Genomic DNA, 26,949 nt, shown 5'->3' on the forward strand with positions numbered 1-26,949 from the left:
TCCCGTTCCGACCGACTCACTCCGGGTGTGACGCGCGGTTCGTTGCCGGAGCGTTCGCGTGGTTGGATTGGTGTCATGGCCAAGCCCGCGATCTTGACCGTGGACGACGACCCGGCCGTGTCCCGGTCGGTTGCCCGCGACCTCCGCCGGCAGTACGGCGAGGAGTACCGCATCGTCCGCGCCGACTCGGGCCAGGAGGCCCTCGACACGCTCAAGGAGCTGAAGCTGCGCGGCGAGCAGGTCGCCGTGCTGCTCGCCGACTACCGGATGCCCGGCATGAACGGCCTGCAGTTCCTCGAGGCCGCGATGGACCTGTTCCCGCGCGCCCGACGGGTGCTGCTCACCGCCTACGCCGACACCGACGCCGCCATCCAGGCGATCAACATCGTCGACCTCGACCACTACCTGCTCAAGCCCTGGCACCCGCCGGAGGAGAAGCTCTACCCGGTCATCGACGCCATGCTGGAGGCGTGGAAGACCGCACCCGACCGGCCGATCCCCGACGTGAAGATCGTCGGGCACCGGTGGTCCGCACCGTCGTTCCGGGTCCGCGACTTCCTCGCCCGCAACATGGTCTCCTACCGCTGGTTCACCACCGACGACGCCGAGGGCCAGCGCCTGCTCGCCGCGGCCGGGGTCACCGGGACCGACGTCCCCCTCGTGATCACCCCCGAGGGCAAGACCCTCGTCGCCCCGAGCGAGGCCGAGCTCGCCGTCCACGTCGGGCTCACCACCACCCCCGCCGCCGACTTCTACGACCTGGTCGTCGTCGGCGGCGGACCGGCCGGGCTCGGCGCCGCCGTCTACGGCGCGTCCGAGGGCCTGCGCACCGTCCTGCTGGAGGAGCGGGCCACCGGCGGCCAGGCCGGGCAGTCCAGCCGGATCGAGAACTACCTCGGCTTCCCCGACGGCGTCTCCGGCGCGCAGCTCACCGACCGCGCCCGCCGGCAGGCCATCAAGTTCGGCGCCGAGTTGCTCACCGCCTGCCGCGTCACCAAGCTCGCCGTCCAGGGCTCCGCCCGGGTCCTGCACTTCGAGGACGGCACCACCGTCGCCGCGCACAGCGTCATCCTCGCCACCGGTGTCTCCTACCGCCGGCTCGGCGCACCCGGCCTCGCCGACTTCCACGGCCGTGGCGTCTACTACGGCTCCGCCTCCACCGAGGCGCCCAGCTGCACCGACCAGGACGTCTACATCGTCGGCGGGGCCAACTCCGCCGGGCAGGCGGCGATGTTCTTCTCCCGCTACGCCCGCCGCGTCCACCTGATCATCCGCGCCCCGGGCCTCGAGACGTCCATGTCCCAGTACCTCATCGAGCAGATCAGCGCCGTGCCGAACATCGAGGTGCACCCCTGCACCGAGGTCACCGCGGCCCACGGCGACGAGCACCTCGAGCGCATCGAGCTGCGCCCCGTCGACGGCGGGCCGTCCCGGACCGTCGACGCCTCCTGGCTGTTCATCTTCATCGGCGCCGAACCGCGCACCGACTGGCTCGACGGCGTCGTCGAGCGCGACGACCGCGGTTTCGTGCTGACCGGTCCCGACCTGCTCACCGGCGAGAGCCGCCCGCAGGGCTGGCAGCTCGCCCGCGACCCCTACCACCTCGAGTGCAGCGTCCCCGGCGTCTTCGCCGCGGGAGACGTCCGGGCAGACTCGGTGAAGCGTGTCGCCTCAGCCGTCGGCGAGGGCGCGATGGCGGTCTCGCTCGTCCACCGGTACCTCGTGGAGGGTCAATGACAACACCAACGGAAGGACGCCGGCTCGACCGCGAGGAACTGCGCAAGCTCTTCCTCTTCGAATCCCTCGACGACACGCAGCTCGACTGGCTCGCCGAACGCGGCTGGGTCGTCCGCCGCCACGCCGGCGACAACGTCTACACCGAGGGCGACCCCGCCACCTGCTTCGTCGTCGTCCTCAGCGGCACCGTCAGCCTCAGCCGCAACGTCCGCGGCGACGACGTCGAGGTCAGCCGCACCGACCAGGTCGGCGTCTACGGCGGCGCCACCCAGGCGTACCTCGGCGACCAGGTCCCCCAGCTCTACCTCAACACCATGCACGCCATCACCGACGTCGAGATCTACGAGCTGCCCGCCGCCGAGTTCGGCAGCGCCATGCGCCAGTGGTTCCCCATGGCCATACACCTGCTCGAAGGCCTCTTCTTCGGCATGCGCAACAACCAGAACGCCGTCGCCGAGCGCGAGCGCCTTCTCGCCCTCGGCGCCCTGTCGGCCGGCCTCACCCACGAGCTCAACAACCCCGCCGCCGCCGCGGTCCGGGCCACCGCCGTCCTGCGCGACAAGGTCGCCGGCATGCGGCACAAGCTCGCGCTGATCGCCGACGGCCGGCTCGACGGCGAGCGTCTCCACGGCCTCGTCGAGCTCCAGGAGACCGCCGTCAAGAAGGCCGCCAACGCCCCCAAGCGCTCCGCCCTCGACGCCAGCGACGCCGAGGACCAGGTCGGCGACTGGCTCGACGACCACGACGTCAGCGGCGCCTGGGACCTCGCGCCGACCCTCGTCGCCGGCGGGGTCGACGTGCCCTGGCTGGAGGACGTCGCCACCTGCGTCACCGACCTCGACCTCGAGCCGGCCGTCCGCTGGCTGGCGTACACCATCGAGACCGAGCTGCTCATGGGCGAGATCGAGGACTCCGTCGCGCGGATCTCCGGCCTCGTCGGCGCCGCCAAGCAGTACTCCCAGCTGGACCGCGGCCCGTTCCAGGTCGTCGACGTCCACGAGCTGATCGACGCCACGCTCATCATGCTCAACGCGAAGGTCCCGCAGGGCATCCGGGTCGTCACCAGCTACGACCGCGACCTGCCGCCGATCCCCGCGTACGCCGCCGAGCTCAACCAGGTCTGGACGAACCTCATCGACAACGCCGTCTCCGCCATGCAGGGCAACGGCACCCTGACGATCACCACGTCCAGGGACGGCGACTGCCTGGCGGTGGAGATCGCCGACACGGGCAGCGGCATCCCGCCCGAGATCCGCCCCCGCATCTTCGAGCCGTTCTTCACCACGAAGCCGGTCGGCGAGGGCACCGGGCTGGGGCTGGACATCTCGTACCGGATCGTGGTGAAGAAGCACCACGGTGACATCCGCGTCGACTCGGAGCCCGGCAACACCCGGTTCACCGTGCGGCTCCCGCTCGAGGAGCGCCCGGCCACAGCCTGACGCGCGACTCTCGCGACTCGGTCATGATCCGGAAGACTTGACGCTGAATACCGGCGCCAAGTCTTCCGGATCATGACCGTGTGCCAGGCCCCGGCGGCCCGCGGCATGCCGATCGTCCGCCCTCGACTCGCTCTTGATCGTGGGAAGGATCCGGTCGTCGTGGAGCCTGTTGCGTAATTCGCTGGGACAGCGTTGGCGGCCCAACTACGCGCCGATCTTGGAGTTGTGGCGCCATGAACCTCCGAATTTGTCCGGGTTTGTCAAGGACCACAACTCCAAGATCGGCGCGGTTTTGTCGGGGTTGACGCGCGAGGGATCCGAATTGCGCAACAGGCTCCGGGGCAGCCGAATCCTTCCCACGATCAAGAGGGGCCACGCGCGTGCGGCTTCGCCGCACAGAATTTCTGCTGTGGCTACGCCACAGCCTCTAGGGCATCCTAGGATGCTAGGATGAGGATGGCCGACGGGTGACCGGCACGGCCTGCGGGGCGCCACTCGGAATGCCCGAGTCCGCGCCACGGCGGCGAGGGCACAGCCACGGGACACGAGAGCTGCGCCGCCGCCTCGAGGGTGCCCGTCCGGCACGGCGGTCAGTCCGGCAGCAGCGGCACCGTCGGGCCCTGCTGGCGGCCGAGCAGCGACGCCCGCGTCAGGGCCGCCGAGCCGAACCGGTCGCGGACCGCGTCGAGCGCCGTGTCGAGGGAGTCGCCCGCCGCGACCTCGAGCGGCAGCTCCAGCTGCACCCCGCCGCCGGCGTCGAGGTTGCCGACCGCGATGCCGACGAGGGTCAGGCCGCGCCGCGCGATCGTCGGGGCCGCCGCGGTGTGCAGGCGCCGGACCGCGTCGAGGATCGTCCGAGTGTGCCAGGTCGGGCGGCTCAGCGTGTGTGAGCGGGTGACACGGGTGAAGTCCGCGAACCGCAGCCGCAGCGTCACCGTGCGGCCGGGGCGGCCGCCGGCGCGCATCCGGCGGCTGACCCGGTCGACGAGCTCGGCGAGGACCGCCTCGATGAACGCCGGCGGGTGCGGGCCGCGGCCCAGGGCCCGCTGCGCGCCGACGGAGCGGCGGCGGCGCCCGGTGACGACCGGGCGCGGGTCGCGGTTGTGGGCCAGGGCGTGCAGGTGCCGGCCCGCCCACTCCCCCAGCATGGACACGAGCGTGGCCTCGCCGAGCCGGGCGACCTGCCCGACGGTGGTGATGCGTCGTTCTCGCAGCTTGGCCGAGGTGACGGCGCCGACGCCCCACAGCCGCTCGACCGGCAGGGCGTGCAGGAACTCGAGCTCCCGGCCGGGCTCGACGAGCAGCAGGCCGTCGGGCTTGGCGACGCCGCTGGCGACCTTGGCGAGGAACTTGGTCCGGGCGACGCCGACGGTGATCGGCAGGCCGACCTCGCGCAGGACGTCGGCCCGGAGCCGGGTCGCGATCGCCAGCGGGGTGCCGGCGATGCGGCGCAGGCCGCCGACGTCGAGGAACGCCTCGTCGATGGAGATGCCCTCGACGACGGGGGTGGTGTTGCGGAAGACCTCGAAGACCGCCTTGGACGCGGTCGAGTAGGCCTTCATGCGGGGCGGGACGACCACCGCCTCCGGGCACAGGGCGCGGGCCTGCCGGCCGCCCATCGCCGTGCGCACGCCCCGCCGCTTGGCCTCGTAGCTGCAGGCCAGGACCACGCCCCCGCCCACGATGACCGGGCGGCCACGCAGGCGGGGGTCGTCACGCTGCTCGACGGACGCGTAGAACGCGTCCAGGTCCGCGTGCAGGATCGAGGCCGACACGAACACATGTTCGCATGGACCTCAGGACGCGCGCAGGGCCTTGATGGTGTCGCGGTACCAGTGCGCGGACGCCTTCGGGGTGCGCTCCTGCGTGTCGTAGTCGACGCGGACGATGCCGAAGCGCTTGTCGTAGCCGTACGCCCACTCGAAGTTGTCCATCAGGGACCAGGCGAAGTAGCCCCGGATGTCCGCGCCCTGCTGCCGGGCGAGCGCGACGGCGCCGATGTGCGAGTCGAAGTACGCGATGCGGTCCTCGTCGTTGACGAAGCCGGACTCGTCGGGCTCGTCGTCGAAGGCGGAGCCGTTCTCGGTGACGACCATCGGCAGGCCGTAGTCGTTGTGCAGCCGGACCAGCAGCTGGGTGAAGCCCTCGGGGACGATCTCCCAGCCCATCGCGGTGATCGGGCGGCCGGTCGGGATGGGCCGGCTCACCGGGCGGCCGTCGACGTCGGTGGCGTTGCCGTCCTCGTCGACGCCGGAGACGGTCTCGCTGAAGTAGTAGTTGACGCCGAGGACGTCGATGGGCGTGGAGATGATCTCCAGGTCGCCGTCCTCGACGGGCAGCGTGACACCCTGCGCGGCGAGGTCGTCGACCAGGTCGGCCGGGTAGCGGCCGTGGACCAGCGGGTCGAGGTAGATGCGGGTGCCCAGCGCGTCGGAGCGGCGGGCGGCGTCGCGGTCGGCGTCGCTGTCGGTCTCCGGGGTGGAGACGCCCATGTTCAGCGTGATGCCGAACTCGTGGCGGCCGCCGCTGGCCTCCTGCATCCGCTGGGTCGCCAGGCCGTGGCCGAGCAGCAGGTGGTGCACGGCGCGCATGCTGGCGGCGAAGTCACGCCGGCCCGGGGCGTGGGCGCCGTAGGCGTAGCCGAGCATCGCCGAGCACCACGGCTCGTTGAGCGTGGTCCAGGTCTTGATCCGGTCCTGGAGCGCGTCGAAGACCATCATGCTGTAGTCGGCGAAGCGGAACGCGGTGTCGCGGTTCGGCCAGCCGCCCGCGTCCTCGAGCTCCTGCGGCAGGTCCCAGTGGTACAGGGTGATCCAGGGCTCGATGCCGTTGGCGAGCAGTTCGTCGGTGAGCCGGTCGTAGAAGCCGATGCCGGCCGGGTTGACCGGGCCCCGGCCGTGCGGCTGCACGCGCGGCCAGGCCACCGAGAACCGGTAGAGTTCGACGCCCAGGTCGCGGATCAGCGCGACGTCCTGGGGCATGCGGTGGTAGTGGTCGCAGGCGACCTCGCCGGTGTCGCCCTTGTCGATCGCGTCGGGCACCTCGCAGAACGTGTCCCAGATGGACCGGGTCCGACCGTCCTCGTCGACCGCTCCCTCGATCTGGTACGCCGAGGTCGCCACACCCCAACGAAATGAGGGTGGCAGCGTGGCGATCGGATTCTGAAGATCGAGGGGCGTCACGGTCGTGTCCATGGTTCTCCTGGTGTTCCGCTGGGACGTGGTGTGCGTTCGTGCCGCTCTAGCCGGCGGTGACCGGGTGGAGCCAGCACGCGACGGACCGGTGCGGTCCGACGTGGTCGTCGGGCTTGCCGAGGATCGGCAGCTTCTTGTCGCACGGCTCGAACGCCTTCGGGCAGCGCGGGTGGAAGGAGCAGCCGGTGGGCATGTTGCGCAGGTCCGGCGGCGATCCGGGGATGCCGGACAGTTCGCGGCGGGCGCCGCGCAGGGCCGGGAACGAGCGCAGCAGGCCCTCGCTGTACGGGTGTTTCGGCTCGCGGTAGATGTCGGCCGACGGGGCCTCCTCCACGATCCGGCCGCCGTACATGATGGCGATCCGGTCGGAGAACTCCACCAGCAGCGACAGGTCGTGGGTGATGAACAGGACGGAGAAGCCGAGCCGCTCACGCAGCTCGACGAGCTGGCCGAGGATCTGCCGCTGCATGACCACGTCGAGCGCGGTCGTGGGCTCGTCCATGATGACCAGCTGCGGCTCCAGCGCGAGCGCCATGCCGATCATGACGCGCTGGCGCATGCCGCCGGAGAGCTGGTGCGGGTAGCTTTCGAGGCGGTCCTCGGCGATGCCGACGAGCTTGAGCAGCTCCTTGGCGCGGGCGAGCCGGCCGGCCTTGCTCATGCCCGGGTCGTGGGCCTTGATGACGTCCATGAGCTGGGTGGAGACCTTGTGCACCGGGTTGAGCGAGTTCATCGCGCCCTGGAACACGATCGAGGTCTCCGCCCACCGGAACGCCCGCAGCTCGTTCGGCGAGAGGCTGAGCACGTCGAACGGGTCGCCGGTCGGCGGGTGGTACGTGACGGAGCCGTTGGCCACGACGCCGGGCGGCGGCAGGAGCCGGGTGATGCCGTACGCCAGCGTCGACTTGCCGCTGCCGCTCTCCCCGGCGAGGCCGACGACCTCGCCGCGGTGGATGGTCAGGTTGACGTCGCGGACGGCGTGGACGGCGTCGCCGCCCAGGCCGTAGTCGACGTCGAGGTTGCGGATCTCCAGCAGCGGCCGGGTCAGGACCTGCGTCATCGCGCGACTCCCTCGGGGTCCTTGATCTTGATCTCCGGGGCGGTCTCGGCGCGGCCGCGGATGACGGGGGTGAAGCCGACCTTCATCTTGACGCGGTCGCCGCTCGGGGTGCGGTAGCGGCCGGTGCCGCTGGAGCGCAGCCGCGGGCTGACGAACTCGTCGATGCCGAAGTTGATCAGGCTCAGCGCGGTGCCGAGCAGGGCGATGGCGAGGCCGGCGGGGACGAACCACCACCAGGCGCCCTGTGCGAGGGCCTGCTGGCTCTGCGCCCAGAACAGGATGGTGCCCCAGTTCCACGACGACACCGACGAGATGCCGATGAAGGCGAGCGTGATCTCGGACAGGACGGCGAAGATGACGGTGCCGACGAAGCCGGAGGCGATGATCGCGGTCAGGTTGGGCAGGATCTCGAACAGGATGATCCGCCAGGTCTTCTCGCCGGTGGCGCGGGCGGCCTCGATGTAGTCGCGGCGTCTCAGCGACAGGGTCTGGGCCCGAAGTACGCGGGCGCCCCAGGCCCATGACGTGAACCCGATGACGAGGGCCACCACGATGTCGCCGGCGTTGGTGATCGTCGACGTCACGATGATGATCAGCGGCAGGGCCGGGATGACCAGGAAGACGTTGGACAGCGCGGACAGGCCCTCGTCGGCGGCGCCGCCGAGGTAGCCGGCGGTGACGCCGATGAGCACCGACAGGATCGTGGCGACGATGCCGGCGATGGCACCGACGACGACCACGCCGCGGGTGCCGGCCAGGATCTGGCTGAAGATGTCCTGGCCGAGGTGCGAGGTGCCGAACCAGTGCTTGGCCGACGGGGGCTGCAGCAGGTCGGCGCTGCGCGCGTCCGGGTCGTACGGCGCGACCCACGGGCCGATGATCGCGAACAGCACGTAGATCGCGATCATGATGAGCCCGGTGGCGGCCTTGCCGTTGGCGACGAACCGGAACCGCTTGCGCTTGGCCTTGGTCGGCTTCACCGACGGCTGGGCCGTCGAGCCCTGCTCCGGGATCACCTGCTCGATGCTTGACGGGGTAGCAGTCATCGTCAGCCACTCTTCCGGGTGCGGGGGTCGAGCAACAGGTAGGCGACGTCGGCGAGCAGGTTCGCCACCAGCACGGAGATCGTGATGATGAGGAAGATGCCCTGCATCAGCGGGTAGTCCTTGGCGCCGACGGCCTGGAACAGCTGGAACCCGACGCCCGGGTACGAGAACACGATCTCGACCAGCAGGGTGCCGCCGACGATGAAGCCGAGCGACAGGGCGAAGCCGGAGACGTTGGGCAGCAGCGCGTTGCGGGCGGCGTAGCTGAGCATGACCCGCCGCTCGGACAGGCCCTTGGCGTGCGCGACGGTGATGTAGTCCTCCGCGGAGACGGTGACCATCATGTTGCGCATGCCGAGGATCCAGCCGCTCATCGACGAGATGAGGATGGTCGCGGCCGGCAGCACGCTGTGGTTGATGGCGCTGCCGATGAAGTAGTGGTCCCAGGCCGGCACCAGGCCGGGCGTGTAGCCGCCGGAGGACGGGAAGTAGCTGCCCGGGCCGGTGAAGAGCGCGATCGCGACGAGGCCGAGCCAGAAGTACGGCACCGAGGACAGGAACGTCGTGGCGGGCAGGATCGAGTCGATCCACGAACCGCGCTTCCAGCCGGCGCCGATGCCCAGCAAGGTGCCGAGGAAGAAGCTGATGATCGTGGTGATGCCGACCAGGCCGACGGTCCACGGCAGGCTGGAGCTGATCACCTCGGAGACCGGCGACGGGAAGAAGGTGAAGGACATGCCCAGGTCGCCGTTGAAGAGCTGCTTCCAGTAGCGGATGTACTGTTCCCAGAGGCTCATGTTCTCGTCGAGGCCGAACAGCACGTAGAGCGACTGGACCGCGTCGCTGCTGAGCCGGCCCTGGTTCTTGGAGATGAGCGACTTGACCGGGTCGCCCGGGATCATCCGCGGGATGAAGAAGTTGAGTGTGATCGCCGCCCACAGCGTGAACAGGTAGAAGGCGATGCGTTGCAGCAGAAACTTCATCGTGCCTCCTCCGTCAGGTGCAGGGCCGGCGGGGTCTCGACCGCCGGATCGGCGCCGGCGAGCGAGCCGGGGCTCTCCTTCGCGACGGTCTCCGGGTCGTAGAGCCAGCAGGCAGCCCAGTGCCCGGGCCGGTCGCCGATCTCCAGGCGGGGCGGCAGGTCGACGGTGCAGCGCGGCATGGCGTGCGGGCAGCGCGGGTTGAACCGGCAGCCGGCCGGCGGTTTGATCAGGCTCGGCGGCTCGCCGTTGCCGCGGTCCTTGACGGTCGCGTCGGCGATGCCGGCGATGCGGTCCGGGTCGGGCGCGGACTCGATGAGCAGGCGGGTGTACGGGTGCGCGGGGTTCTGCGTCACCGTCTCGCTGTCGCCGCCCTCGACCATGCGCCCGGCGTACATCACCATCGTCTCGTCGGCGAAGTACCGCGCCGAGGCGATGTCGTGCGTGATGTAGAGGATCGCGAGGTTGAGCCGCTCCTTGAGGTCGCGCAGCAGGTTGAGGATGCCCAGGCGGATCGAGACGTCGAGCATGGAGACCGGCTCGTCGGCCAGCAGCGCCTCGGGGTCGGCGCCCAGGGCCCGGGCGATCGCGACGCGCTGGCGCTGGCCGCCGGACAGCTCGTGCGGGAACTTGTCCAGGTAGCGCTCGGGGGGTGTCAGGCTGACCCGGGTCAGCAGCTCGCCGAGGGCGCGCTCGAGGTCGGCGGCGGTCTTGCCGGCGTTGCCGTGGATCCGCAGTGCGCGGGTCAGGTGGTACCGCACGGTGTGCACGGGGTTCAGCGACGCGAACGGGTCCTGGAAGATCAGTTGCACGCGGCGCACGTAGGCGCGGAAGCGGCGGCCGCCGCGGACCTTCGTCGGCCGGCCGTGCAGGAGGATGTCGCCGCCGGTGCGGGGGTAGAGCTGCGCGAGCAGGCGGGCCACGGTGGACTTGCCGGAGCCGGACTCGCCGACCAGCGCGGTCACCTGGCCGCGCCGGAGCTCGAAGGACACGTCGTCGACCGCGTGGACGCTGGCCGGATTGCGGGAGAAGAGGTCACGCAACTTCCGGCGGACCGGGAAGTGCTTGGTGAGCCCGACGGCCTCCAGCACCACCTCGCCGACCGGCGCCGCCGTGCCTTCGCTCAACGTCGTCATGCCGAGATCCTGTCTTGGGGGGTGTCTTCACCTGTGGGTGCCGCTCCCCGGGCGGCCGGTTGATCGGCCACCCGGGGAGCGGTGTCTGTGCGCCGGTCGGAACTACTTGGCCGGCTTGAGGTGCAGGATCACGTCCAGCGCGTTGGGCTGGGTGGGCTGGCAGGCGCCGTAGGGGTTGGCGTCGTCCGGCCATCCGGTCCAGTTCTTCGTGCTGTACGCCCCACCGACATTGTCGGCGCCGACCGGGATCATCGGCATCTGCTCGACGAAGATCTTCTGCAGGGTGTTCATCGCGGTGGTACGGGCGTCGGCGTCGGTCGCCGTGGCGTAGGCCTTCAGCGCCGCGGTCGCCTCGTCGCTCTTGAAGCGGCCGAAGTTGCCGGACGGGGAGGCGGTGCCGATCGGCTTGAGCACGGAGCCGTCCATGACGGTGCGGTAGATGTCGTACGGCGTGGCGCCGCCCTCGGTCCAGCGGAAGCCGGCGTCGAAGTTGCCTTCTTCCATGTTCTTGAACCAGGCGTCCTGGTTGGCCTTGTCGACCGTGGCCGCGATGCCGATCTTGGACAGGTTGTCCTTCACGATCTCGAGGCTGGTCTGGTAGTCCGACCAACCGGCGGGGTCGGTCAGCGTCAGGGCGACCGGCTTGCCGGTCTTGTCCTTGAGCACGTTGCCCTCGAGCTTGTAGCCGGCACCGGTGAGCAGGGTCTTGGCGCCCTCGACGTCGACCTTGTGCTCCTGGCCCTTGAACTCTGGCGAGATGAACGCGTCACCGGCCGGCGACGGCAGGCCCGTCACGCTCTTGACCAGCGGGTGGAAGTAGCCGGCCTCGGCGGTGTTGAAGATATCCTCGCGGTTGATGACCATGTTCATGGCCTTGCGCAGGACCGGGTCGTCGAACGGCGCCTTCGTGGTGTTGATGTAGAGGCCGTGGATGCCCAGGACCGGCGGCGCCCAGATCTTGTGGTTGGCCGAGTCCTTGCCGATGAAGACCGTCTGCACGTTCGGGATGAAGACGAAGCTCCACTCCGACTCGCCGTTGGCCAGGGCGGTGGTCTGCGCGTTGTTGTCGGTGTAGGAGGTGTAGCGGATCTCCTTGACCTGCGGCAGCGCCTGCCAGTAGCCCTTGTCGCGGACCACGATCGTGGTGGTCTGCGGGGTGAAGGACTTCAGCGTGTACGGACCCGAGCCGACCGGGTTCTTGTTGATCTCGGCCTTGGGGTCGCTGACCTTCTCCCAGATGTGCTTGGGCACGATCGGGATCCTGGCGACAGCCTTGTGCTGGTTGACGAACTGCGGGCTCTTGAACGTGATGGTGACGTCCGAGCCGCTCACCGTGGCGTCGGTGATCGGCACGCCCTCGCCGTTGAGCGCCTCGTTGTCACGGACCAGCTTGTACGTGAACGCGACGTCGTCGGCCGTGACCTTCTGCCCGTCCGACCAGGTGGCGTTGTCCCGGACGGTGACCTTCACCGACGTGTAGTCCTTGGCCCAATCCGCCTTGGTGGCGAGCCACGCCTTCATCGGGTCGGCCGGCTTGACCGGGTTCCACATCATCAGCGGCTCGTACAGCGCCCACCGGTAGCCCAGCGACGCCGACGACGACGTGGTCAGGAACGGGTTGTGGTTCTCGGTCTGCGGGCCGTTCGGCATGCCCACGTTGAGCGCCGTCACGGCCTTGCCGTCGTTGCCCGCGTTCGGCGAGTCGCCGCACGCGGCGAGACCGCCGGTGGCGAGCAACCCGGCGAGGCCGAGCACTACGGAGCGTCTGGTAAGCACGGGGGTGTCTCCTTACGTACCTGGATCGACAGGTGGGGCGGGCAATCATTCGGGGTATGACGACGGGACCCAAGGGGTGCGGTCCCGCCCGTTGGTGCGGCGAAACTGGTACGGGTCGGGCTACGTCGTGGCGGTCGAGCCGCGCACGACGAGCGTGGTGGACAGGATGTTGGGCTCGCACGTCAACGGCGTGCCGTCGAAGTGCGCGATGAGCCGCCGGGCCGCCATCTCCCCCATCTGGCGCATGGGTTGGCGGACGGTGGTGAGCGGCGGCTCGGTGTGCGCGGCGTAGGTGATGTCGTCGAAACCCACCAGCGCGACATCGCCGGGCACGGAGCGGCCCGCCATGCGCAGCGCCTGGAGGGCGCCCGCGGCGGAGAGATCGTTGTGCGCGAACACGGCGTCGAACTCCAGGCCGTCGGCCAGCGCGCGCTGGACGGCCCGGGTGCCGCACTCGTAGGTGAAGTCGCCCTCGACGACCCTGCGCGGGTCGATCGGGTGACCGGCGGCGTCGAACACGTCGGCGAACCCGCCGAGGCGGTCCTGGGTGCAGCCGAACTTCTCCTTGCCGGTGATCACCAGCGGGTGTCGCCGGCCGATCTCCACGAGGTGCCGGGCGGCGAGTGCGCCGCCTGCCCGGTTCGTGGTCCCCACCGACGGCATGAGCGGCTTGTCGCCGCGATCGTCGATGAGCACCACCGGCAGTCCGCCGGCGTAGAGGTCGGCGAGATAGTCCAGGGTGCCCTCCGGTTCGATGGCCAGCAGGCCGTCGAACGCCTTGCCGGAGACCTGCGCGGAGAACTGGCGCATCGACTCGGCGCCGCGGTTGCACGTGAACAGCAGCAACCCGTATCCCTCCGCTTCGACGACGTCCACCGCGCCCTGCACGACCTCACCCATCCACGGCCAGGTCAACGACGGCACCAACATCCCGATCACCCTGGTGTGCCCGCGGGCGAGATTGACCGCCCGCGCGCTGGGCACGTAGCCCAACTCGTCGATGACCCTCCGCACACGTGCCGCGGTCGACTCGTCGACCTCCCCCTTGCCGTTGAGCACACGCGAGACGGTGGTCTTACTGACCCCGGCTCGCGTCGCTACATCGGCGATGGTGATCGGCACGTCGCGAATCCTCTCTGTGAGAGCGCTTTCTGGCAAGAGAGCGTTTTCTGGAACCGGTTTCGGAACCGGTTCCGGCGAAGTTAATCGGATCGCGGACAGCAGTGTCAATAACACGGATGTAACGAAACTTAACGTCGGCGCAACCCTTGCCAAGGGCCATGTCCATGGTGTTTGCTCGGGTCCACCGTCGATGCGTTGCGGTCCGCGCCGACGGCTCAGACGCGCTGTCGCGCGCCCGCCCGCGAAACCCGTGGCGTGGACGCGCTCTCACGGCTGCCGGCACCCTTCCGGAGCCGGTTCACCCCAGCTGCCGGGACCTCCGGGAAATCAGCGCAGCCGGATGGTCTTGCCGCCGCTGAGCGGATGCTCCTTGACCCGCAGCTCCGCGAGCGCGACCCCGGCCGGCACGTCGAAGACGAGCGTGCCGGTGACCGAGTTGCCCGGATTGATGTCGCTGAGCAGCGGCCGGGTCTTCTCGTAGTAGATCCACGAGAGCTCGTCGGGCGAGTACTCCCGCGCGTCCACGTCACGCAGGTGCTGACTGCCCAGCCAGACCCGCGCGTTGCCGTCACCGACGTTCTCGACCTTCAGCTCCACCAGGCAGAACTGGCCCTGCGCCTTTTTGGTGACCGGCCATGGACCGAGTTCGGTGGTACCGCAGGAGAGCCCCGCGACGGTGAACCGCAGCTTCCCGTCCGCGGCGACCGGGCTCGGCTTCGGCGGCTTGGCCGTCGTGCGGGCCGCGCCGGGCGTGGCCCCGGCGCCCGGTTCGCCGTCGCCACCGTTGTCGTCGCCGCCGGCCGACTCGGCGAGCTTCAGCACCCCCAGCAGGCAGGCCAGGACCGCGGCGAGGGCGACGCCGGTGAAGACCGCCCGCCCCACACGGCGCGGCCTGGGCCGCGGCGGCGGCGGGACCGGCGGCAGGGGCCGCGAGCGGAAGCGCGCGTCGGCGGCCGCGCCGGCCGGGCTCCCCGCACCGGTCAGGATCGGGCCCGCCATCAGCGCGTCGGCCACCGTGGGGTCGACCGCCGTCGGGCCGACCGGGCGCGGGCTCACCGGGGCGGCGCCGGGCGCGAACCGCGCGCCGTGCCGCCCGGGGCCGGCCGGATGCCGGACCGTGGCCCCGGTCTGGTCCCGCTCCACGCGGGCGGTGGCAGCGGCACCGGTCGGGGGCGGCATCCGCACCTCGGCCGGGTCGCGCTGGCCGACCAGGGCGAGCAGGACCTGCTCCGCGCGCGGGCGGGCCGCCGGGTCCGCGCGCAGCGCCCGGCCCACCACCTCCGCCAGGGCCGGGTCCAGGCCGTCGAGTTCGGGCCGGCCGGCCTCATCCGCCGGCCCGGCGAACGGCATCCGGCCGGTGCCGGCCCAGGCGACCAGCAGGCCCCACGCGTACACGTCGCTGGCCTGGCTCGGCGGGCCGCCCCGCCGCTGCTCCGGGGCGAGCCAGCCCGGCGTGCCGAACTGCTGCCGGTCGGCCGGGCCGGTGTGGCCCAGCAGGCGTGCCACGCCGAAGTCGATGACCTTCGGGCCGAACGGCGACAGCAGCACGTTGCGCGGGCTGAGGTCGGCGTGGACCAGGCCGACGGCGTGGATCGCGGTCAGCGCCGCCGCCACGCCGACGGCCACCGCCGTCACCTGGCCCTCGAGCGGGCCGTGTGCGGTCGCGTAGTCGTGCAGGGACGGCCCGGGCACGTACTCCGTCACCAGGTACGGCGCCGGGCCGTCGAGGGCCACGTCGAGCACCCGGGCGGTGCAGAACCCGGCGACCCGCGACGCGGCGGCCGCCTCGGCGGCGAAGCGGTGCCGGAACAGCGGGTCGCCGTGCAGCGCCGGATTGATCACCTTCAGCGCGACGTCACGGCCGCCGGGTGCGGTGGCGAGGTAGACGATGCCCATCCCGCCGACGCCGAGCACGCCCCGCAGCCGGTACTGCCCGACGGTCGCCGGATCGGTGTCGCGCAGCGGTGCGGGCGGGTCCCCCATGCCTGCCATCGTGCCCTACACACGCACGCACGGGTCACGCGGCGGCGGCTCTCCGCCGGGCGAGGAGGGCGGCGCCGACGATGCCGGCGTTGTTCTGCAGCGTCGCCGGCACCACGCGGGTGGGCACGTCGACGTGGTGCAGCCACCTGTCCGCCTTCTTGCTGACCCCGCCGCCGACGATGATCAGGTCGGGCCACAGCAGGGCGTGCAGGTGCCGCAGGTACGTCTGCACGCGCTCGCCGAACTCGTGCCACGGCAGTTCCTCGGCCTCCCGGACCCGGTCCGAGGCGTAGTCCTCCGCGTCGCCGCCGTGCAGGTGCAGGCCGCTCATCTGCAGATGGCCGAACTCCGTGTTGGGCACGAGCTTGCCGTCGATGAACAGCGCGCTGCCGATGCCGGTGCCGAAGGTGACCATGACGACGAGGCCGCCGACGCCCTTGCCGGCGCCGTACTCCACCTCGGCGACCCCGGCCGCGTCGGCGTCGTTGAGCACCGTCACCGGCCGGCCGAGAGCCTCGGTGAACAGCCGCTCGGCCGGCGCGTCGACCCACGAGCCGTCGACATTCGCGGCGGTCTTCGTGACGCCGTGCTGGACGACCGCCGGGAAGGTGATGCCGATGGCGGACGCCGGGTCGAACTGGCCGGCGACCGCCACGACCGTCTTCACCACGCTGGGCACGTCGGCCGGCTGCGGCGTCTCGATCCTCACCCGGTCACTGGTGAACTGGCCGGTCGACAGGTCGACCGGAGCCCCCTTGATGCCGGAACCGCCGATGTCGATGCCCAGGACGACCACCGCTGCTCCTCCGCGCCGATGAACTCTCTCTTGCCCAGAACCCAATCATGGCGCGGCCGCCCCTGGATCACCCGGGGTATGCCCCCACCGAGTCGCGAATCTCGAACCCGGCCGTGGTGTCCCCCGAGCGGGCGCAGTGCGCGCTGCAGTAGAAGCGGCCGGACACCTCCGCCCCGTGCCCGACGATCCTGGTGCCGCAGTGCTCGCACACCGGCGCGAGCCGGTGGATCGCGCACTCGAACGAGTCGAAGACGTGCACGCCGCCCCCGACCGTGCGCACCTCGAAGGTCATGTAGTAGTCGTTGCCGCAGGTCTCGCAGACCGCCATCGCGCTGTCCCCCGTCCGTCGGTTTCCCGCAGCGTCCGGGGACACGGGCCGGGCCCGCAACCGCTTCGGCCGGAACTCACCCGGACGCGTCACCCGCCGGCCCGCGGCGGATCACCAGCAGCGCCACGTCGTCGTCGCGCGAGTCGGCGCTCAGCGTGGCGAGCAGGCCGTCGCAGAACTCCTCCAGGTCACCGGCGCCCACCCCGGCGGCGGCCGCGCAGAGCCGCTCGAGGCCCTCGTTGAACGTGTGCCCGCGCGCCTCGATGAGGCCGTCGGTGACCAGGACGAGCGCCTCGCCGGGCGCCAGCGTGAACGCGACCTCGGCCTCGTGCGGCAGCGCCACCCCGAGCAGTGCGACTCGGCCCTCCTCGACCGCCACCCGGCCGTCGAGGACCCGCACCGGCGGCGGGTGCCCGGCGTTGGCGAGACGGGTCTCGCCGGTGGCAGGGTCGATGCGCAGGAGGCACATCGTGGCGATCTCCTCCGGCAGGAACCGCAGCATCATGCGGTTGAGCCGCTCCATGGTGCGGCCCGGCGCGTGGCCCTCGACGAGGTAGGCCCGCAGCGCGTGCCGGACCTCGGCCATGATCGTCGCGGCCCGCAGCGAATGCCCGGCGACGTCGCCGATGGCGGCCACGAGATACCCCTCGACGGCCACGACCTCGTAGAAGTCGCCGCCGACCGAGGCGTGCTCGCTCGCCGGCTGGTAGCGCACCGCGATCTCGTAGCCGTCGAACGCCGGCAGGCTGGCCGGCAGCATGTTCTGCTGCAGGGCCAGCGCCGTGCGGCGCTCCTCGTCGTAGCTGCGCAGCGCCTCGACCGCGAGGGCCATCGCCTGGCCGAGCTGGCGCAGCAGGTCGGAGTCGTCCTCGTCGAACCCGGCGGCCGGCACCGCGATGTGCAGCGGTTCCCGGCCGGCCTTGGCACGGGCGACGACCCGCCACACCGGCGCGTCCCACCAGGGGCCGCCGTCCTGGTGGAACAGGACGGTGCCGACCAGCCCCTCCAGCGGGTCCTCGGCGAACTGCACCGGGTGCGCGGGCCGGATGGCCGGGAGGCCACCCACCCCGTCGACCTGGACGGCGAGGGCGCCGGTCGCGTCGGACGCCGCCGCGACGGCGGCCGGGCCCTCGAAGACGCTGGCGGCGCCGCTCGCGCCGACGTGGAGCAGCCCGGCCAGCGTGGTCGCGGCGTTGATCGCGGCGGTCGTCTCGACCAGCCGGGTGAGCCGGCCGGCGAGGCGTTCCGCACGGCGGCGCGCCCGGTAGTACCGCAGCATCGCCTGGACCGTGGCGAGCAGCTCGTCGGGATCGATCGGCTCCGCCAGGTACGCGTCGGCGCCACGGCTGAGGCCCTGCGTGCGGTCGACGACGTGGACGGCGGTGGCCGAGACGTGGATGACGGGCACCGCCGAGGTCCGCGGGTCCGCCTTGATGCGCTCGGCGACCTCGAACCCGTCGATGTCGGGCAGCCGGACGTCGAGCTCGGCCGGGTGCCGGGCGAGCAGCTCGAGCGCCTCGGCGCCGGTGGCGGCCTCGGTGACCCGGTGCCCGTCGCGGCGCAGCCAGCTCGTGATGACGTACCGCTTCGAGGGGCTGTCGTCGACGACGAGGATGTCGGCGGCGGCCCCGGCGCTCCCCGGGCTCACCGGACGATCCGCGTGAGGACCTCCGCGACGGCGCGCCGCGAGAGCTGCTCCTTCGCCAGGACCGCGGCCGCGCGGTCGAGGCCGGTGAAGTCCGCGGGGTCGGCGGCGGTGACCACGACGACCGGGACGGCGGACAGGTCCGGGTCGCCGGCCGTGGCGGCGAGGAACCCGGTGCCGTCCCCGCCGGGCATCCGCAGGTCGAGGAAAACGACGTCGGGCCGCTCGCGCGCCGCGATCGCCAGCGCCGACCGCACGTCGGCCGCCTCGGCGACCTCGTCCGCCATCCCGGTGAGGGCCTGGCGGAGCAGGCGCCGGGCCGCCGGGTCGTCGTCGACGAGCAGCGCCCGGCCGACCCGCGGCAGGTCGGCCTCGTCCGGCGGCGGCGGGCGCAGCGGCAGGGACAGCGTGAAGGTGCTGCCCTCGCCGGGCTCGCTGACCATGGTGAGCACGCCGCCGAGGAGTCCGGCGAGCCGCCGGGCGTAGGGCAGGCCGAGCCCGGTGCCGCCGGTCTGGTGGGCGCCGCGGACCTGGTGGAACTCCTCGAACACCCGCGGCTGCTCGGCGGCCGGGATGCCGATGCCGGTGTCGGCCACGGCGATGTTGAGCCGGTCCCCGGCGACCCAGCCGCCCATGGTCACGGTGCCGCGGCCGGTGAACTTCAGCGCGTTGGTGAGCAGGTTGCGCAGGATCTGCGTGAGCAGCAGCTCGTCGGTGACCAGGCCGGCGGCGGGCGGCTCCTCGACGACGAGCTCGACGCCGGGCTTCGCGAGGGGCCGCAGGGTGCCGCGCAGCTGCCCGAAGACCGCGGCGAGGTCGGCCCGCTCCCAGTTCACCTCGATCCGGTTCGACTCGGCCTTGGCCAGGTCGAGCAGGTCGTTGACCCGGTCGAGCAGGTCGGCGGCGGAGCTGCGCACCAGCTGGAGCTGGTGGTTCTGCTCGCCGGTGAGCGGGTCGGAGCGCGGGTCGAGCAGCAGCCGGGTCAGCCCGATGATCGCCGTCACCGGGGCGCGCAGCTCGTGGGACACGTTGGCCAGGAACCGGCTCTTCGCCTCGTTGGCCTCCCGCAGCTGGGCCGAGCGCTCGTCCAGCTCCGCGTACAACGCGACGACGCCCTGGTTGGTCTGCTCCAGCTCCTCCGACAGCTGCCCGTACAGCGCCATGACGCCCTTGTTGGTCTCCTCCAGCTCGGCGTTGAGCTGCAGCAGTTCGTCCCGGTGCGCCTGGACGTCCTCCAGCGCGGCGACCAGCTGCTGGTTCTGCACGCTGAGCTCGTCGAGCGCCGTGGTGGGCGCGCTCGCCGCCAGCTCCTGCCGTGCCGCAGCCAGCTGCTCCGGGGTGTTCCGGCCCGGCAGCCGCCGCGTCAGGGTGATCCGCTCGTCCTCCACCCGCACCTCGTCCATCAGCCGCGCGGCCGCCGCCACGCCGTCAGGTGTCCCACTACCCCATCCGACCTCAGAGACAACAATCATCAACTGGGGCCGTGGCGTGTCCGTCGTGGAGAACGTCACGGTGGCGCCGGGAACCTGACGGCCGATCTCGCTGAGCGCGGTGGCCACCCGGACCTGGTCCTGGTGCTCCATGCCCAGCGCGGCGGCGACCTCGCGGCCGCGCTGGCGCAGCACGAACACCGCTTGCTCGTCGCGCAGCGTCAGGCTCAGCAGCGGTTCGACGCTCATCCGGGCACCGACGCCCGGGCCACCGCCACACAGGCGTCGTCGCGGCGCACGCCGGCGTCACGCAGCAGCGTCGCGGCGACCAGCAGCGGGTCCTGGCGGGACAGTCCCGGGTAGTCGGGCAGGCGCCAGCGGTCCGACACGCCGTCGCTGTGCAGCACCACGACCGCTTCGGGCGGCAGGTCGTAGGCGAACTCGCGCACGCCGCGCGACTGGTGCCCGACGATGCCCGGCATGGCGACCATCCCGCGCCGCTCGCCGCCGGGAGACGCGATGCTGCCGGCGACGTTGCCGAGCCCGGCGAACCGGACCGTGCCACCCTCGATGCGGGCGACCGACGCGGCGGCGCCCCGGGTGTGGGAGACGGCCCGGTGGAGGTGCTCCACGATCGCGCCGGGCGCGTCGAGCGCGGTCGCGTGGAACGCGTCGACGACGGCCGCCGCGGCGGCGCCGGCGAGGGCACCGTGGCCGAGGCCGTCGGCGACGAGCACGAGCAGCGCCCCGCCGTGGAGCCGGGCGGCGTACCGGTCGCCGCACACCTTCTCGCCGGTGATCGGCCGGCTGAGGCCCGCGACCGGCGGCTCGCCGGCGACGACGGCGCCGGCCGGCCAGAGGCGGGCGGCGAGCACCGTGCCCCGGCCGGGCACGGAGAAGCCGCCGGAGCTGTCGGAGAGGCGCCGGACGGCGCCGAGGCCGATGCCGAGCGTACCGGCGGTGGAGTGCCCGTCGACGGCGCTGAACGGCAGGTCGGCCATGCCCGGCCCGCTGTCGACGGCGACCAGCTCGATCCCGCCGATCTCGCCGCGGCGCAGGATCCGCACCGACAGCGCACCGGCGTCGGCGTGACGGTGCAGGTTGCTGGCGAGCTCGGCGGCGACGATCGCCACCTCGCCGGCGCGCTGCTCGGTGAAGCCGAGCCGCCGCGCGCCGTCGCCCGCCAGCCGCCGGGCGATCCCGGCCGCGCCGCTGTCGTCCACCGCCACCCAGCCGAGCTCCTCGACGGCCGGCGGCGCCGCGGCGGTCACCGGGCCCACTTGGTCACCGTGATGCGTGTGCCGTCGCCGGGAGCCGATTCGATCTCGAACTCGTCGACCAGGCGGCGGGACCCGCTCAGGCCGAGCCCCAGCCCGCTGCCCGTGGTGTAGCCGTCGGTGAACGCGAGGTCGAGGTCGACGATGCCCGGGCCGGTGTCGACGAACTCGGCCCGCACCCCGGCCCGCCGGCCGTTGTGCACCGGGCCCACGGTGGCGTATCCGCCGCCGCCGTGGATCAGCGTGTTGCGGGCCAGCTCGCTGGCCGCGGTGACGAGCTTCGTCTGGTCGACCAGCGGCAGCTTGGCCGCGACGGCGACGACCCGGACGGCCTGGCGCACCCGCACGACGTCCTTGTCGTCGGCGATGTCCAGCCGGGTGGGTGCCTCGGGCGGCGACTCAGGCCGTGTCATCGTCGGCAACCGCGAGCACGCCGACGCCGTGAACCTGCTTGGTCTCGGCGAGGATCTCCAGGGCCTTGTCGACGTTGAGGGCCGTGCGCACCCCGTTGAGCGACAGGCCCAGCTCGACCAGCGTGATGGCGACGGCCGGGCGCATGCCGACGACGACGGTCTCGGCGTCGAGGACCCGCGACACCGCGGCGATCGTCGACAGCATCCGGCCGATGAACGAGTCGACGATCTCCAGGGCGGAGATGTCGATGACGACCCCGTGGGCGCCGGTCTCCACGATCCGGTCGGCGAGGTCCTCCTGCAGTTGGAGGGCCGTCTGGTCGTCGAGGTCGATCTGGATCGACACCAGCAGGATGTCGCCGATCTTCAGGACGGGCACCCGGTCCATCAGGCCGCCTTGCGCTTCACGAGGTCGACCCCGCTGGCCCGCAGCGCGTGCTGGAGCGCGTCGGCGAGGCTCGCCTTGGTGACGATGTCGCCGAACTCGATGCCCAGCGCGACGACGGTCTGGGCGATCTGCGGGCGGATGCCGGAGATGATGCACTCCGCACCCATGAGCCGGGCCGCGACGACGGTCTTGAGGATGTGCTGGGCGACCTGCGTGTCGACGGCCAGCACGCCGGTGATGTCGACGATGGCGAAGCCCGAGCCGGTGTCGACGAGCGTCTGCAGCAGCTTCTCCATGACGACCTGCGCGCGGGCCGAGTCGAGGGTGCCGACGAGCGGCACGGCGACGACACCGTCCCACAGCTTCACGACAGGCGTGGACAGCTCCAGCAGCTGCTCGGTCTGGTCGGCGATGATCGACTCGCGGGCCTTCGCGTAGGTGTCGAAGGTGAACAGCCCCATCTCGTCGACCAGCAGCGACAGCACGAGGAAGTCGGCCGGCACCTGGTCGGCCTGCCCGCCGTCGGCGAGGCCGAGGACGACCTCCTTGACCGTGAAGACCAGGTTGGCCGTCTCGATCGGGGTGAAGCCCTGCCTGGCCCAGTCACGCGACAGGTCGGCGAGCGCGGCCCGTGACTCGGCCCCGGCGGCGCCCGCCAGGTCGCCGTCGGCCTCGGCCTCGAGCATGGCGAGCAGTGCCCCGTGGACCTCCTGCACCTGGCGGTGCAGCTCCGCGTCGGTGAGCCGGCCGCGCAGCGTGCGCGCCACGATGTCGGTCCACCGCTTCACGACCTCGTCCTCGTGCGACCGCAGAAGCGCACTGAGCCGCTGCCTCGCCTCGGCGTTCACCTTCACCCGTGTCACTCCCGTCTGCCCCTCGTCCACGTCGGACCAGACGGTACCGCCCCGCGACGGCCACGGCGAACGCGGACACTGTTTGACGTGTTGCAAATGTCAACCGAGAAATCTCACACCAGACTGCTGAAGAAGGCGCGGATGTCCCCCACCAGCAGGTCCGGCGCCTCCAGTGCGGCGAAGTGACCGCCCCGGCCGAACTCGGACCAGTGGGTGATGCGGTTGGCCTGCTCCGCGTACCGCCGGATCGGCAGGTCCTCGGCGAACACCGCGACGCCGGTCGGCACGCCGGACGGCACGGGCCAGTTCCCGCTGTGCATCTGCTCGTAGTAGAGGTTGGCCGCGCTGCCGGCGGCGACGAAGAGCCAGTAGAGCATGGTGCCGGTGAGGATCCGGTCGCGGTCGACCGGCTCGACGGCCCACTCGCGGAACTTCTCGAGGATCCAGGCGAGCTGGCCGACGGGTGAGTCGGCGAGCGCGTGCGCGATCGTCTGCGGGCGGGTCGCCTGGAGCTGGAAGTAGCCGTTGCCGTCGGTCATGAAGCGTCCGATTCGGCCCAGCCGCACCCGCTCCGCCTCCGTCAGGTCCTCCTCGTCCACGTCGCCGAACGGGATGAAGCCCATCGTCGCGGCGTTGACGTGCACCCCGACGACGTGCTCCGGATCGACGCGCGCCAGGTCGGGCGCGATGAGGGCGCCGAAGTCGCCGCCCTGCGCGCCGTAGCGCTCGTAGCCCAGGCCGGCCATGAGCGCCGCGAACGCCCGGGCGATCCGGCGGCAGTCCCAGCCGGGCCCGGCCAGCGGCGTCGACGGGCCGAACCCGGGGATCGACGGGATGACGAGGTGGAACGGGGTGTCCCCGTCGCTCGTGAGCGGCGCGACGACGTCGAGGAACTCCGCGACCGAACCCGGCCAGCCGTGGATGAGCAGCAGCGGCAGCGCGTGCGGGTGCGGCGACCGGACGTGCAGGAAGTGGATCGTCTGGCCGTCGATCTCCGAGGTGTACTGCGGGTGCTCGTTCAGCAGCGCCTCATGCTTGCGCCAGTCGTACCCGTCGGCCCAGTACTCGGCGAGTTCCCGCAGCTGCGCCACCGGTACACCCTTGGCGGCCTCCGCGTCGGGAAGCTGGACGGCCCACCGGGTGGCGCGGATGCGCGCGCGGAGATCGTCGAGGTCGGCCTGCGGGACGGCGAATCGGAACGGTGTTGTCATGGCGCAGACGCTACGGACGATCGCGGACACTTTCGGTCCGCGATCGCGGACATACTGTTGTTCATGCCCGCTGCCCGGCTGTTACGGCTGCTGTCCCTGCTCCAGACCCGCTCCGAGTGGACCGGCGCCGAGCTGGCCGCGCGGATGGAGGTCACCGACCGCACGGTGCGCCGCGACGTGGAGAAGCTGCGCTCGCTGGGCTACCCGGTGCGGGCCACCCCCGGCGTGACGGGCGGCTACCGGCTCGGCTCCGGCGGGGCGCTGCCGCCGCTGCTGCTCGACGACGAGGAGGCCGTCGCGGTCGCGGTCGGACTGCGCACGGCGGCCGGGTTCAGCGTGGCGGGCATCGCCGAGACCTCGGTGCGGGCGCTGGCCAAGCTCGAGCAGATGCTCCCGTCGCGGCTGCGCCACCGCGTGCGGCTCCTGCAGGAGGTGACGGTGCCGCTCGCCGCCGGCGGCCCGGCGGTCGACCCGGACACGCTGACCGCGCTGGCCACCGCCTGCCGGGACCACCACCGGCTGCGGTTCGACTACCTCGACCACGACGGCGTGCCGTCGGTGCGCACGACGGAGCCGCACCGGTTGGTGCACACCGGCCGGCGGTGGTACCTGTTGGCCTACGATGTGGAGCGGTCGGACTGGCGGACGTTCCGGGTCGACCGGCTGCGCCCGCGGACACCGACGGGCCCGCGCTTCGTTCCCCGCGAGCCACCCGCCCCGCCGGCGGAGCAGCTCTCGCAGTCGGTGGCCTCGGACGTGTACCGGTTCCGGGCCCGCATCCTGATGCACGCCCCCGCCGAGGTCGTCGCGGACCGGTCCTCCCCCACGGCCGGCCGGCTGGAGCCGCTGGACGACGCGCGGTGCGTGCTGCACACCGGGTCGAACTCGCTGGAGCAACTGGCGCTGTACGTCGCGCTGAAGGGCATCCCGTTCGAGGTGCTCGACCCGCCCGAGCTCGTGACGGTGATCCGCGGCCTGGCGCAACGCCTGACGGCAGCGGCCTCCGAGCGGCCCATTACATGATCACGGAGTTTCCCGGGAGCCTGTTGCGTAATTCGCTGGGACAGCGCCGGCGGCCCAACTACGCGCCGATCTTGGAGTTGTGGCGCCATGAACCTCCGAATTTGTCCGGGTTTGTCAAGGACCACAACTCCAAGATCGGCGCGGCTTTGTCGGGGTTGACGCGCGAGGGATCCGAATTGCGCAACAGGCTCCCGGAACCCCCGAAAACCTCCGTGATCATGCCGCGGCTTCGGGTGCGCGACTCCCACCTCATGATCACGGACGTTCCGTGGTGCCGGAACACCCTGGAACGTCCGTGATCTGTGAAGGATCTTGTCAAGCGGTGCCGGGCCGCTCACCCGGCCGCGCCCTCGCGGTGCCGGTTCGCGGCGTCCGCGGCCCCGTCGTCCGGGGCGGCCGTGCTCCGCGCCTGGCCCGACCCGGGCTGCTTGATCGTCGGAAACATCCGGCTGCCCAGGCAACCCGAAGTTTCCCTTGATCTACCAACCGCAGCCGCACCACCCGGCCTGGCTCAGCCACCGCGCCCGTGATCGCGAGATGTTCGCGATCACCGAGCGCGGTGGCTGGGGCTGGCCGCAGTCGCGGTCGGCCTCCGCGGCAGCTGCGATCGGCGGGGCGGCCTTGGTCGAATGCTGTGACCCGGGCCGAACTGCCGGCCTGCTTCATGACCACGGAAACTCGGTATTGCTGGAACAGCACCGAGTTTCCGTGGTCTGTGGGACTGGCCGGAGGGGCCGCCCCGGCGGGGTGCACGTGGAGCGGGCAAGCCCGGAACGGCGAGGCCCCGAGCCGAACCCCGCGCCGCCTCGTGCGCCCCCGCGCCGCACTGCACCCCACCTCGCACAACGCGCAACGCGCCACACTTTGCGCCCGCCTCGCGCCGCACCTCGCACCGCCTCGCGCGCCCCCGCGCCGCACTCCAGCGCCTCGCACCCCGCGCCCGGTCGCACCGCACCACGCCGCCGCGCCACGCCACGCGTCGCACACGCTCTGCGGGCCGTGTCCTTCTGGCGCCGGCCAGTCGGGCCGGAACAGCACAGCGCCCCCCGGACGGAGCCGAGGGGCGCTGTCGCGAGCAGGGAACGGTCAGATCAGGCCGAGGCGCTCGACCGCCGTGCGCTCCTCCGCCAGCTCCGCCACCGACGCGTCGATGCGGGAACGGGAGAAGTCGTCGATCTCCAGGCCCTGGACGATCTCCCAGCGGCCGTTGCGGGACACCACCGGGAACGAGGAGATCAGGCCGGCCGGGACGCCGTAGGAGCCGTCGGAGACGATCGCCGCCGAGGTCCAGTCGCCCTCCGGGGTGCCGTTGACCCAGTCGTAGACGTGGTCGATGGCGGCGGAGGCGGCCGACGCGGCCGAGGAGGCGCCGCGGACCTCGATGATCTCGGCGCCGCGCTTGGCGACCCGCGGGATGAACTCGTCGGCGATCCACTGCTGGTCGCCCACGGTCTCGGCGGCGTTCTTGCCGGCGACCTCGGCGTGGATCAGGTCAGGGTACTGGGTGGCGGAGTGGTTGCCCCAGATCGTCACCTTGCTGATCTCCGAGACCGGCACGCCGAGCTTGGCGGACAGCTGGGCGACGGCCCGGTTGTGGTCGAGACGGGTCATCGCGGTGAACCGCTCGGCCGGCACGTCGGGGGCGTTGCGCTGGGCGATGAGCGCGTTGGTGTTCGCCGGGTTGCCGACGACCAGGACGCGGATGTCGTCGGCGGCGCCGGAGTTGATCGCCTCACCCTGCGGCTTGAAGATGCCGCCGTTGGCCTCGAGCAGGTCGCCGCGCTCCATGCCCTTGGTGCGGGGGCGGGCCCCGACGAGCAGCGCGACGTTGGCGCCGGAGAAGGCCGCCTTCGGGTCGTCGAACACGTCCACGCCGGCCAGCAGCGGGAACGCGCCGTCCTGCAGCTCCAGCGCGGTGCCCTCTGCGGCCCGCACGGCCTGCGGGATCTCCAGCAGCCGCAGCTTGACCTTGGTGTCGGCGCCGAGCAGCTGTCCGGACGCGATACGGAACAGGAGGGCGTAGCCGATCTGGCCGGCCGCGCCGGTCACGGTGACGTTGACGGGCGTGTCGCTCATGAGACTTCTCCAGCAGCAGTGGCGGGTGGGCTCTT

The 26,949-nt window shown here is 71.8% G+C and carries 22 protein-coding genes; 3 read left to right on the forward strand and 19 right to left on the reverse strand.

The window, feature by feature from the left end; all coding sequences use genetic code 11:
* Positions 1–75 precede the first annotated feature (75 nt).
* Both Dfulv_RS25390 and Dfulv_RS25395 read left to right on the forward strand, forming a co-directional pair.
* Positions 76–1,737, forward strand: coding sequence for an FAD-dependent oxidoreductase (locus Dfulv_RS25390; RefSeq protein WP_259855721.1), 1,662 nt, complete (start codon positions 76–78; stop codon positions 1,735–1,737).
* Positions 1,734–3,176 (forward strand): ATP-binding protein, encoded by a 1,443-nt coding sequence (locus Dfulv_RS25395; protein WP_259855723.1) that lies wholly within the window; start codon positions 1,734–1,736, stop codon positions 3,174–3,176. The genes Dfulv_RS25390 and Dfulv_RS25395 overlap by 4 nt, the downstream gene beginning before the upstream one ends.
* A gap of 590 nt (positions 3,177–3,766) precedes the next feature.
* On the opposite strand, the gene dinB is transcribed toward Dfulv_RS25395, so the two are convergent.
* The 18 genes from dinB to Dfulv_RS25490 all read right to left on the reverse strand — a co-directional run bounded on the left by dinB (position 3,767) and on the right by Dfulv_RS25490 (position 23,815).
* The gene (gene dinB / locus Dfulv_RS25400; protein WP_259855725.1) at positions 3,767–4,957 is read right to left on the reverse strand and encodes a DNA polymerase IV; all 1,191 of its coding nucleotides are present in this window, start codon (positions 4,955–4,957) and stop codon (positions 3,767–3,769) included.
* 15 nt (positions 4,958–4,972) lie between these two features.
* Positions 4,973–6,370: a GH1 family beta-glucosidase gene (locus Dfulv_RS25405; protein ID WP_259855727.1), complete on the reverse strand. Its 1,398-nt coding sequence runs from the start codon at positions 6,368–6,370 to the stop codon at positions 4,973–4,975.
* A 46-nt stretch (positions 6,371–6,416) separates the two neighbouring features.
* Positions 6,417–7,430 carry an ABC transporter ATP-binding protein gene (locus Dfulv_RS25410; RefSeq protein WP_259855729.1) on the reverse strand — a complete coding sequence of 338 codons (1,014 nt, stop codon included), beginning with the start codon at positions 7,428–7,430 and terminating at the stop codon, positions 6,417–6,419.
* Complete coding sequence (locus tag Dfulv_RS25415; RefSeq protein ID WP_259855730.1) at positions 7,427–8,476, reverse strand: ABC transporter permease; 1,050 nt, start codon at positions 8,474–8,476, stop codon at positions 7,427–7,429. Before Dfulv_RS25415 ends, Dfulv_RS25410 begins: the two co-directional genes overlap by 4 nt.
* A 2-nt stretch (positions 8,477–8,478) precedes the next feature.
* Complete coding sequence (locus tag Dfulv_RS25420; protein WP_259855731.1) at positions 8,479–9,459, reverse strand: ABC transporter permease; 981 nt, start codon at positions 9,457–9,459, stop codon at positions 8,479–8,481.
* The gene (locus Dfulv_RS25425; protein ID WP_259855732.1) at positions 9,456–10,592 is read right to left on the reverse strand and encodes an ABC transporter ATP-binding protein; all 1,137 of its coding nucleotides are present in this window, start codon (positions 10,590–10,592) and stop codon (positions 9,456–9,458) included. The genes Dfulv_RS25420 and Dfulv_RS25425 overlap by 4 nt, the downstream gene beginning before the upstream one ends.
* Before the next feature lie 102 nt (positions 10,593–10,694).
* Positions 10,695–12,368: an ABC transporter substrate-binding protein gene (locus tag Dfulv_RS25430; protein WP_259855733.1), complete on the reverse strand. Its 1,674-nt coding sequence runs from the start codon at positions 12,366–12,368 to the stop codon at positions 10,695–10,697.
* A gap of 120 nt (positions 12,369–12,488) precedes the next feature.
* Positions 12,489–13,490, reverse strand: a complete 1,002-nt coding sequence (locus Dfulv_RS25435; protein ID WP_259855734.1) for a LacI family DNA-binding transcriptional regulator — start codon at positions 13,488–13,490, stop codon at positions 12,489–12,491.
* 327 nt (positions 13,491–13,817) lie between these two features.
* Entirely contained in the window at positions 13,818–15,473 is a 1,656-nt protein-coding gene (locus Dfulv_RS25440) for a serine/threonine-protein kinase (RefSeq protein WP_259855737.1), read from the reverse strand.
* Positions 15,474–15,507: 34 nt separating this feature from the next.
* The gene (ppgK, locus tag Dfulv_RS25445) at positions 15,508–16,269 is read right to left on the reverse strand and encodes a polyphosphate--glucose phosphotransferase (RefSeq protein ID WP_259855738.1); all 762 of its coding nucleotides are present in this window, start codon (positions 16,267–16,269) and stop codon (positions 15,508–15,510) included.
* 67 nt (positions 16,270–16,336) lie between these two features.
* On the reverse strand, positions 16,337–16,597 hold the full coding sequence (locus Dfulv_RS25450) for a Prokaryotic metallothionein (protein ID WP_259855739.1): 261 nt from the start codon (positions 16,595–16,597) through the stop codon (positions 16,337–16,339).
* 76 nt (positions 16,598–16,673) lie between these two features.
* A complete protein-coding gene (locus Dfulv_RS25455) occupies positions 16,674–18,245 on the reverse strand; it encodes a fused response regulator/phosphatase (protein WP_259855741.1) in 1,572 nt (523 codons plus the stop codon).
* Complete coding sequence (locus Dfulv_RS25465; protein ID WP_319805689.1) at positions 18,242–19,921, reverse strand: ATP-binding protein; 1,680 nt, start codon at positions 19,919–19,921, stop codon at positions 18,242–18,244. Before Dfulv_RS25465 ends, Dfulv_RS25455 begins: the two co-directional genes overlap by 4 nt.
* Positions 19,918–20,952, reverse strand: a complete 1,035-nt coding sequence (locus tag Dfulv_RS25470; RefSeq protein ID WP_259855743.1) for a SpoIIE family protein phosphatase — start codon at positions 20,950–20,952, stop codon at positions 19,918–19,920. The genes Dfulv_RS25465 and Dfulv_RS25470 overlap by 4 nt, the downstream gene beginning before the upstream one ends.
* A complete protein-coding gene (locus tag Dfulv_RS25475) occupies positions 20,940–21,362 on the reverse strand; it encodes an ATP-binding protein (RefSeq protein WP_259855745.1) in 423 nt (140 codons plus the stop codon). The genes Dfulv_RS25470 and Dfulv_RS25475 overlap by 13 nt, the downstream gene beginning before the upstream one ends.
* On the reverse strand, positions 21,349–21,750 hold the full coding sequence (locus Dfulv_RS25480; RefSeq protein ID WP_259855747.1) for an STAS domain-containing protein: 402 nt from the start codon (positions 21,748–21,750) through the stop codon (positions 21,349–21,351). Before Dfulv_RS25480 ends, Dfulv_RS25475 begins: the two co-directional genes overlap by 14 nt.
* Positions 21,750–22,604, reverse strand: a complete 855-nt coding sequence (locus Dfulv_RS25485) for an STAS domain-containing protein (RefSeq protein WP_259868073.1) — start codon at positions 22,602–22,604, stop codon at positions 21,750–21,752. The genes Dfulv_RS25480 and Dfulv_RS25485 overlap by 1 nt, the downstream gene beginning before the upstream one ends.
* Positions 22,605–22,717: 113 nt before the next feature.
* A complete protein-coding gene (locus tag Dfulv_RS25490) occupies positions 22,718–23,815 on the reverse strand; it encodes an epoxide hydrolase family protein (protein WP_259855749.1) in 1,098 nt (365 codons plus the stop codon).
* Between the two features lie 57 nt (positions 23,816–23,872).
* Here Dfulv_RS25490 and Dfulv_RS25495 point away from each other — a divergent pair, with 57 nt between their 5' ends.
* Positions 23,873–24,838, forward strand: coding sequence for a helix-turn-helix transcriptional regulator (locus Dfulv_RS25495; protein ID WP_259855751.1), 966 nt, complete (start codon positions 23,873–23,875; stop codon positions 24,836–24,838).
* Positions 24,839–25,924: 1,086 nt separating this feature from the next.
* On the opposite strand, the gene Dfulv_RS25500 is transcribed toward Dfulv_RS25495, so the two are convergent.
* Entirely contained in the window at positions 25,925–26,914 is a 990-nt protein-coding gene (locus Dfulv_RS25500; RefSeq protein WP_259855759.1) for a malate dehydrogenase, read from the reverse strand.
* Between the last annotated feature and the right edge of the window lie 35 nt (positions 26,915–26,949).

Origin of the sequence: Dactylosporangium fulvum (genome assembly GCF_025137375.1) — a bacterium.
Taxonomy (GTDB): Bacteria; Actinomycetota; Actinomycetes; order Mycobacteriales; family Micromonosporaceae; genus Dactylosporangium; species Dactylosporangium fulvum.

Bases quoted from the DNA above. Each gene is read 5' to 3' on its own strand.
- Dfulv_RS25415 (WP_259855730.1), bottom strand. From the start codon at position 8,476: ATGACTGCTACCCCGTCAAGCATCGAGCAGGTGATCCCGGAGCAGGGC.
- Dfulv_RS25410 (WP_259855729.1), bottom strand. From the start codon at position 7,430: ATGACGCAGGTCCTGACCCGGCCGCTGCTGGAGATCCGCAACCTCGAC.
- Dfulv_RS25450 (WP_259855739.1), bottom strand. From the start codon at position 16,597: ATGGCGGTCTGCGAGACCTGCGGCAACGACTACTACATGACCTTCGAG.
- Dfulv_RS25440 (WP_259855737.1), bottom strand. From the start codon at position 15,473: ATGGGGGACCCGCCCGCACCGCTGCGCGACACCGATCCGGCGACCGTC.
- Dfulv_RS25500 (WP_259855759.1), bottom strand. From the start codon at position 26,914: ATGAGCGACACGCCCGTCAACGTCACCGTGACCGGCGCGGCCGGCCAG.
- Dfulv_RS25465 (WP_319805689.1), bottom strand. From the start codon at position 19,921: ATGAGCGTCGAACCGCTGCTGAGCCTGACGCTGCGCGACGAGCAAGCG.
- Dfulv_RS25425 (WP_259855732.1), bottom strand. From the start codon at position 10,592: ATGACGACGTTGAGCGAAGGCACGGCGGCGCCGGTCGGCGAGGTGGTG.
- Dfulv_RS25490 (WP_259855749.1), bottom strand. From the start codon at position 23,815: ATGACAACACCGTTCCGATTCGCCGTCCCGCAGGCCGACCTCGACGAT.
- Dfulv_RS25390 (WP_259855721.1), top strand. From the start codon at position 76: ATGGCCAAGCCCGCGATCTTGACCGTGGACGACGACCCGGCCGTGTCC.
- Dfulv_RS25420 (WP_259855731.1), bottom strand. From the start codon at position 9,459: ATGAAGTTTCTGCTGCAACGCATCGCCTTCTACCTGTTCACGCTGTGG.
- Dfulv_RS25395 (WP_259855723.1), top strand. From the start codon at position 1,734: ATGACAACACCAACGGAAGGACGCCGGCTCGACCGCGAGGAACTGCGC.
- Dfulv_RS25475 (WP_259855745.1), bottom strand. From the start codon at position 21,362: ATGACACGGCCTGAGTCGCCGCCCGAGGCACCCACCCGGCTGGACATC.
- Dfulv_RS25405 (WP_259855727.1), bottom strand. From the start codon at position 6,370: ATGGACACGACCGTGACGCCCCTCGATCTTCAGAATCCGATCGCCACG.
- Dfulv_RS25480 (WP_259855747.1), bottom strand. From the start codon at position 21,750: ATGGACCGGGTGCCCGTCCTGAAGATCGGCGACATCCTGCTGGTGTCG.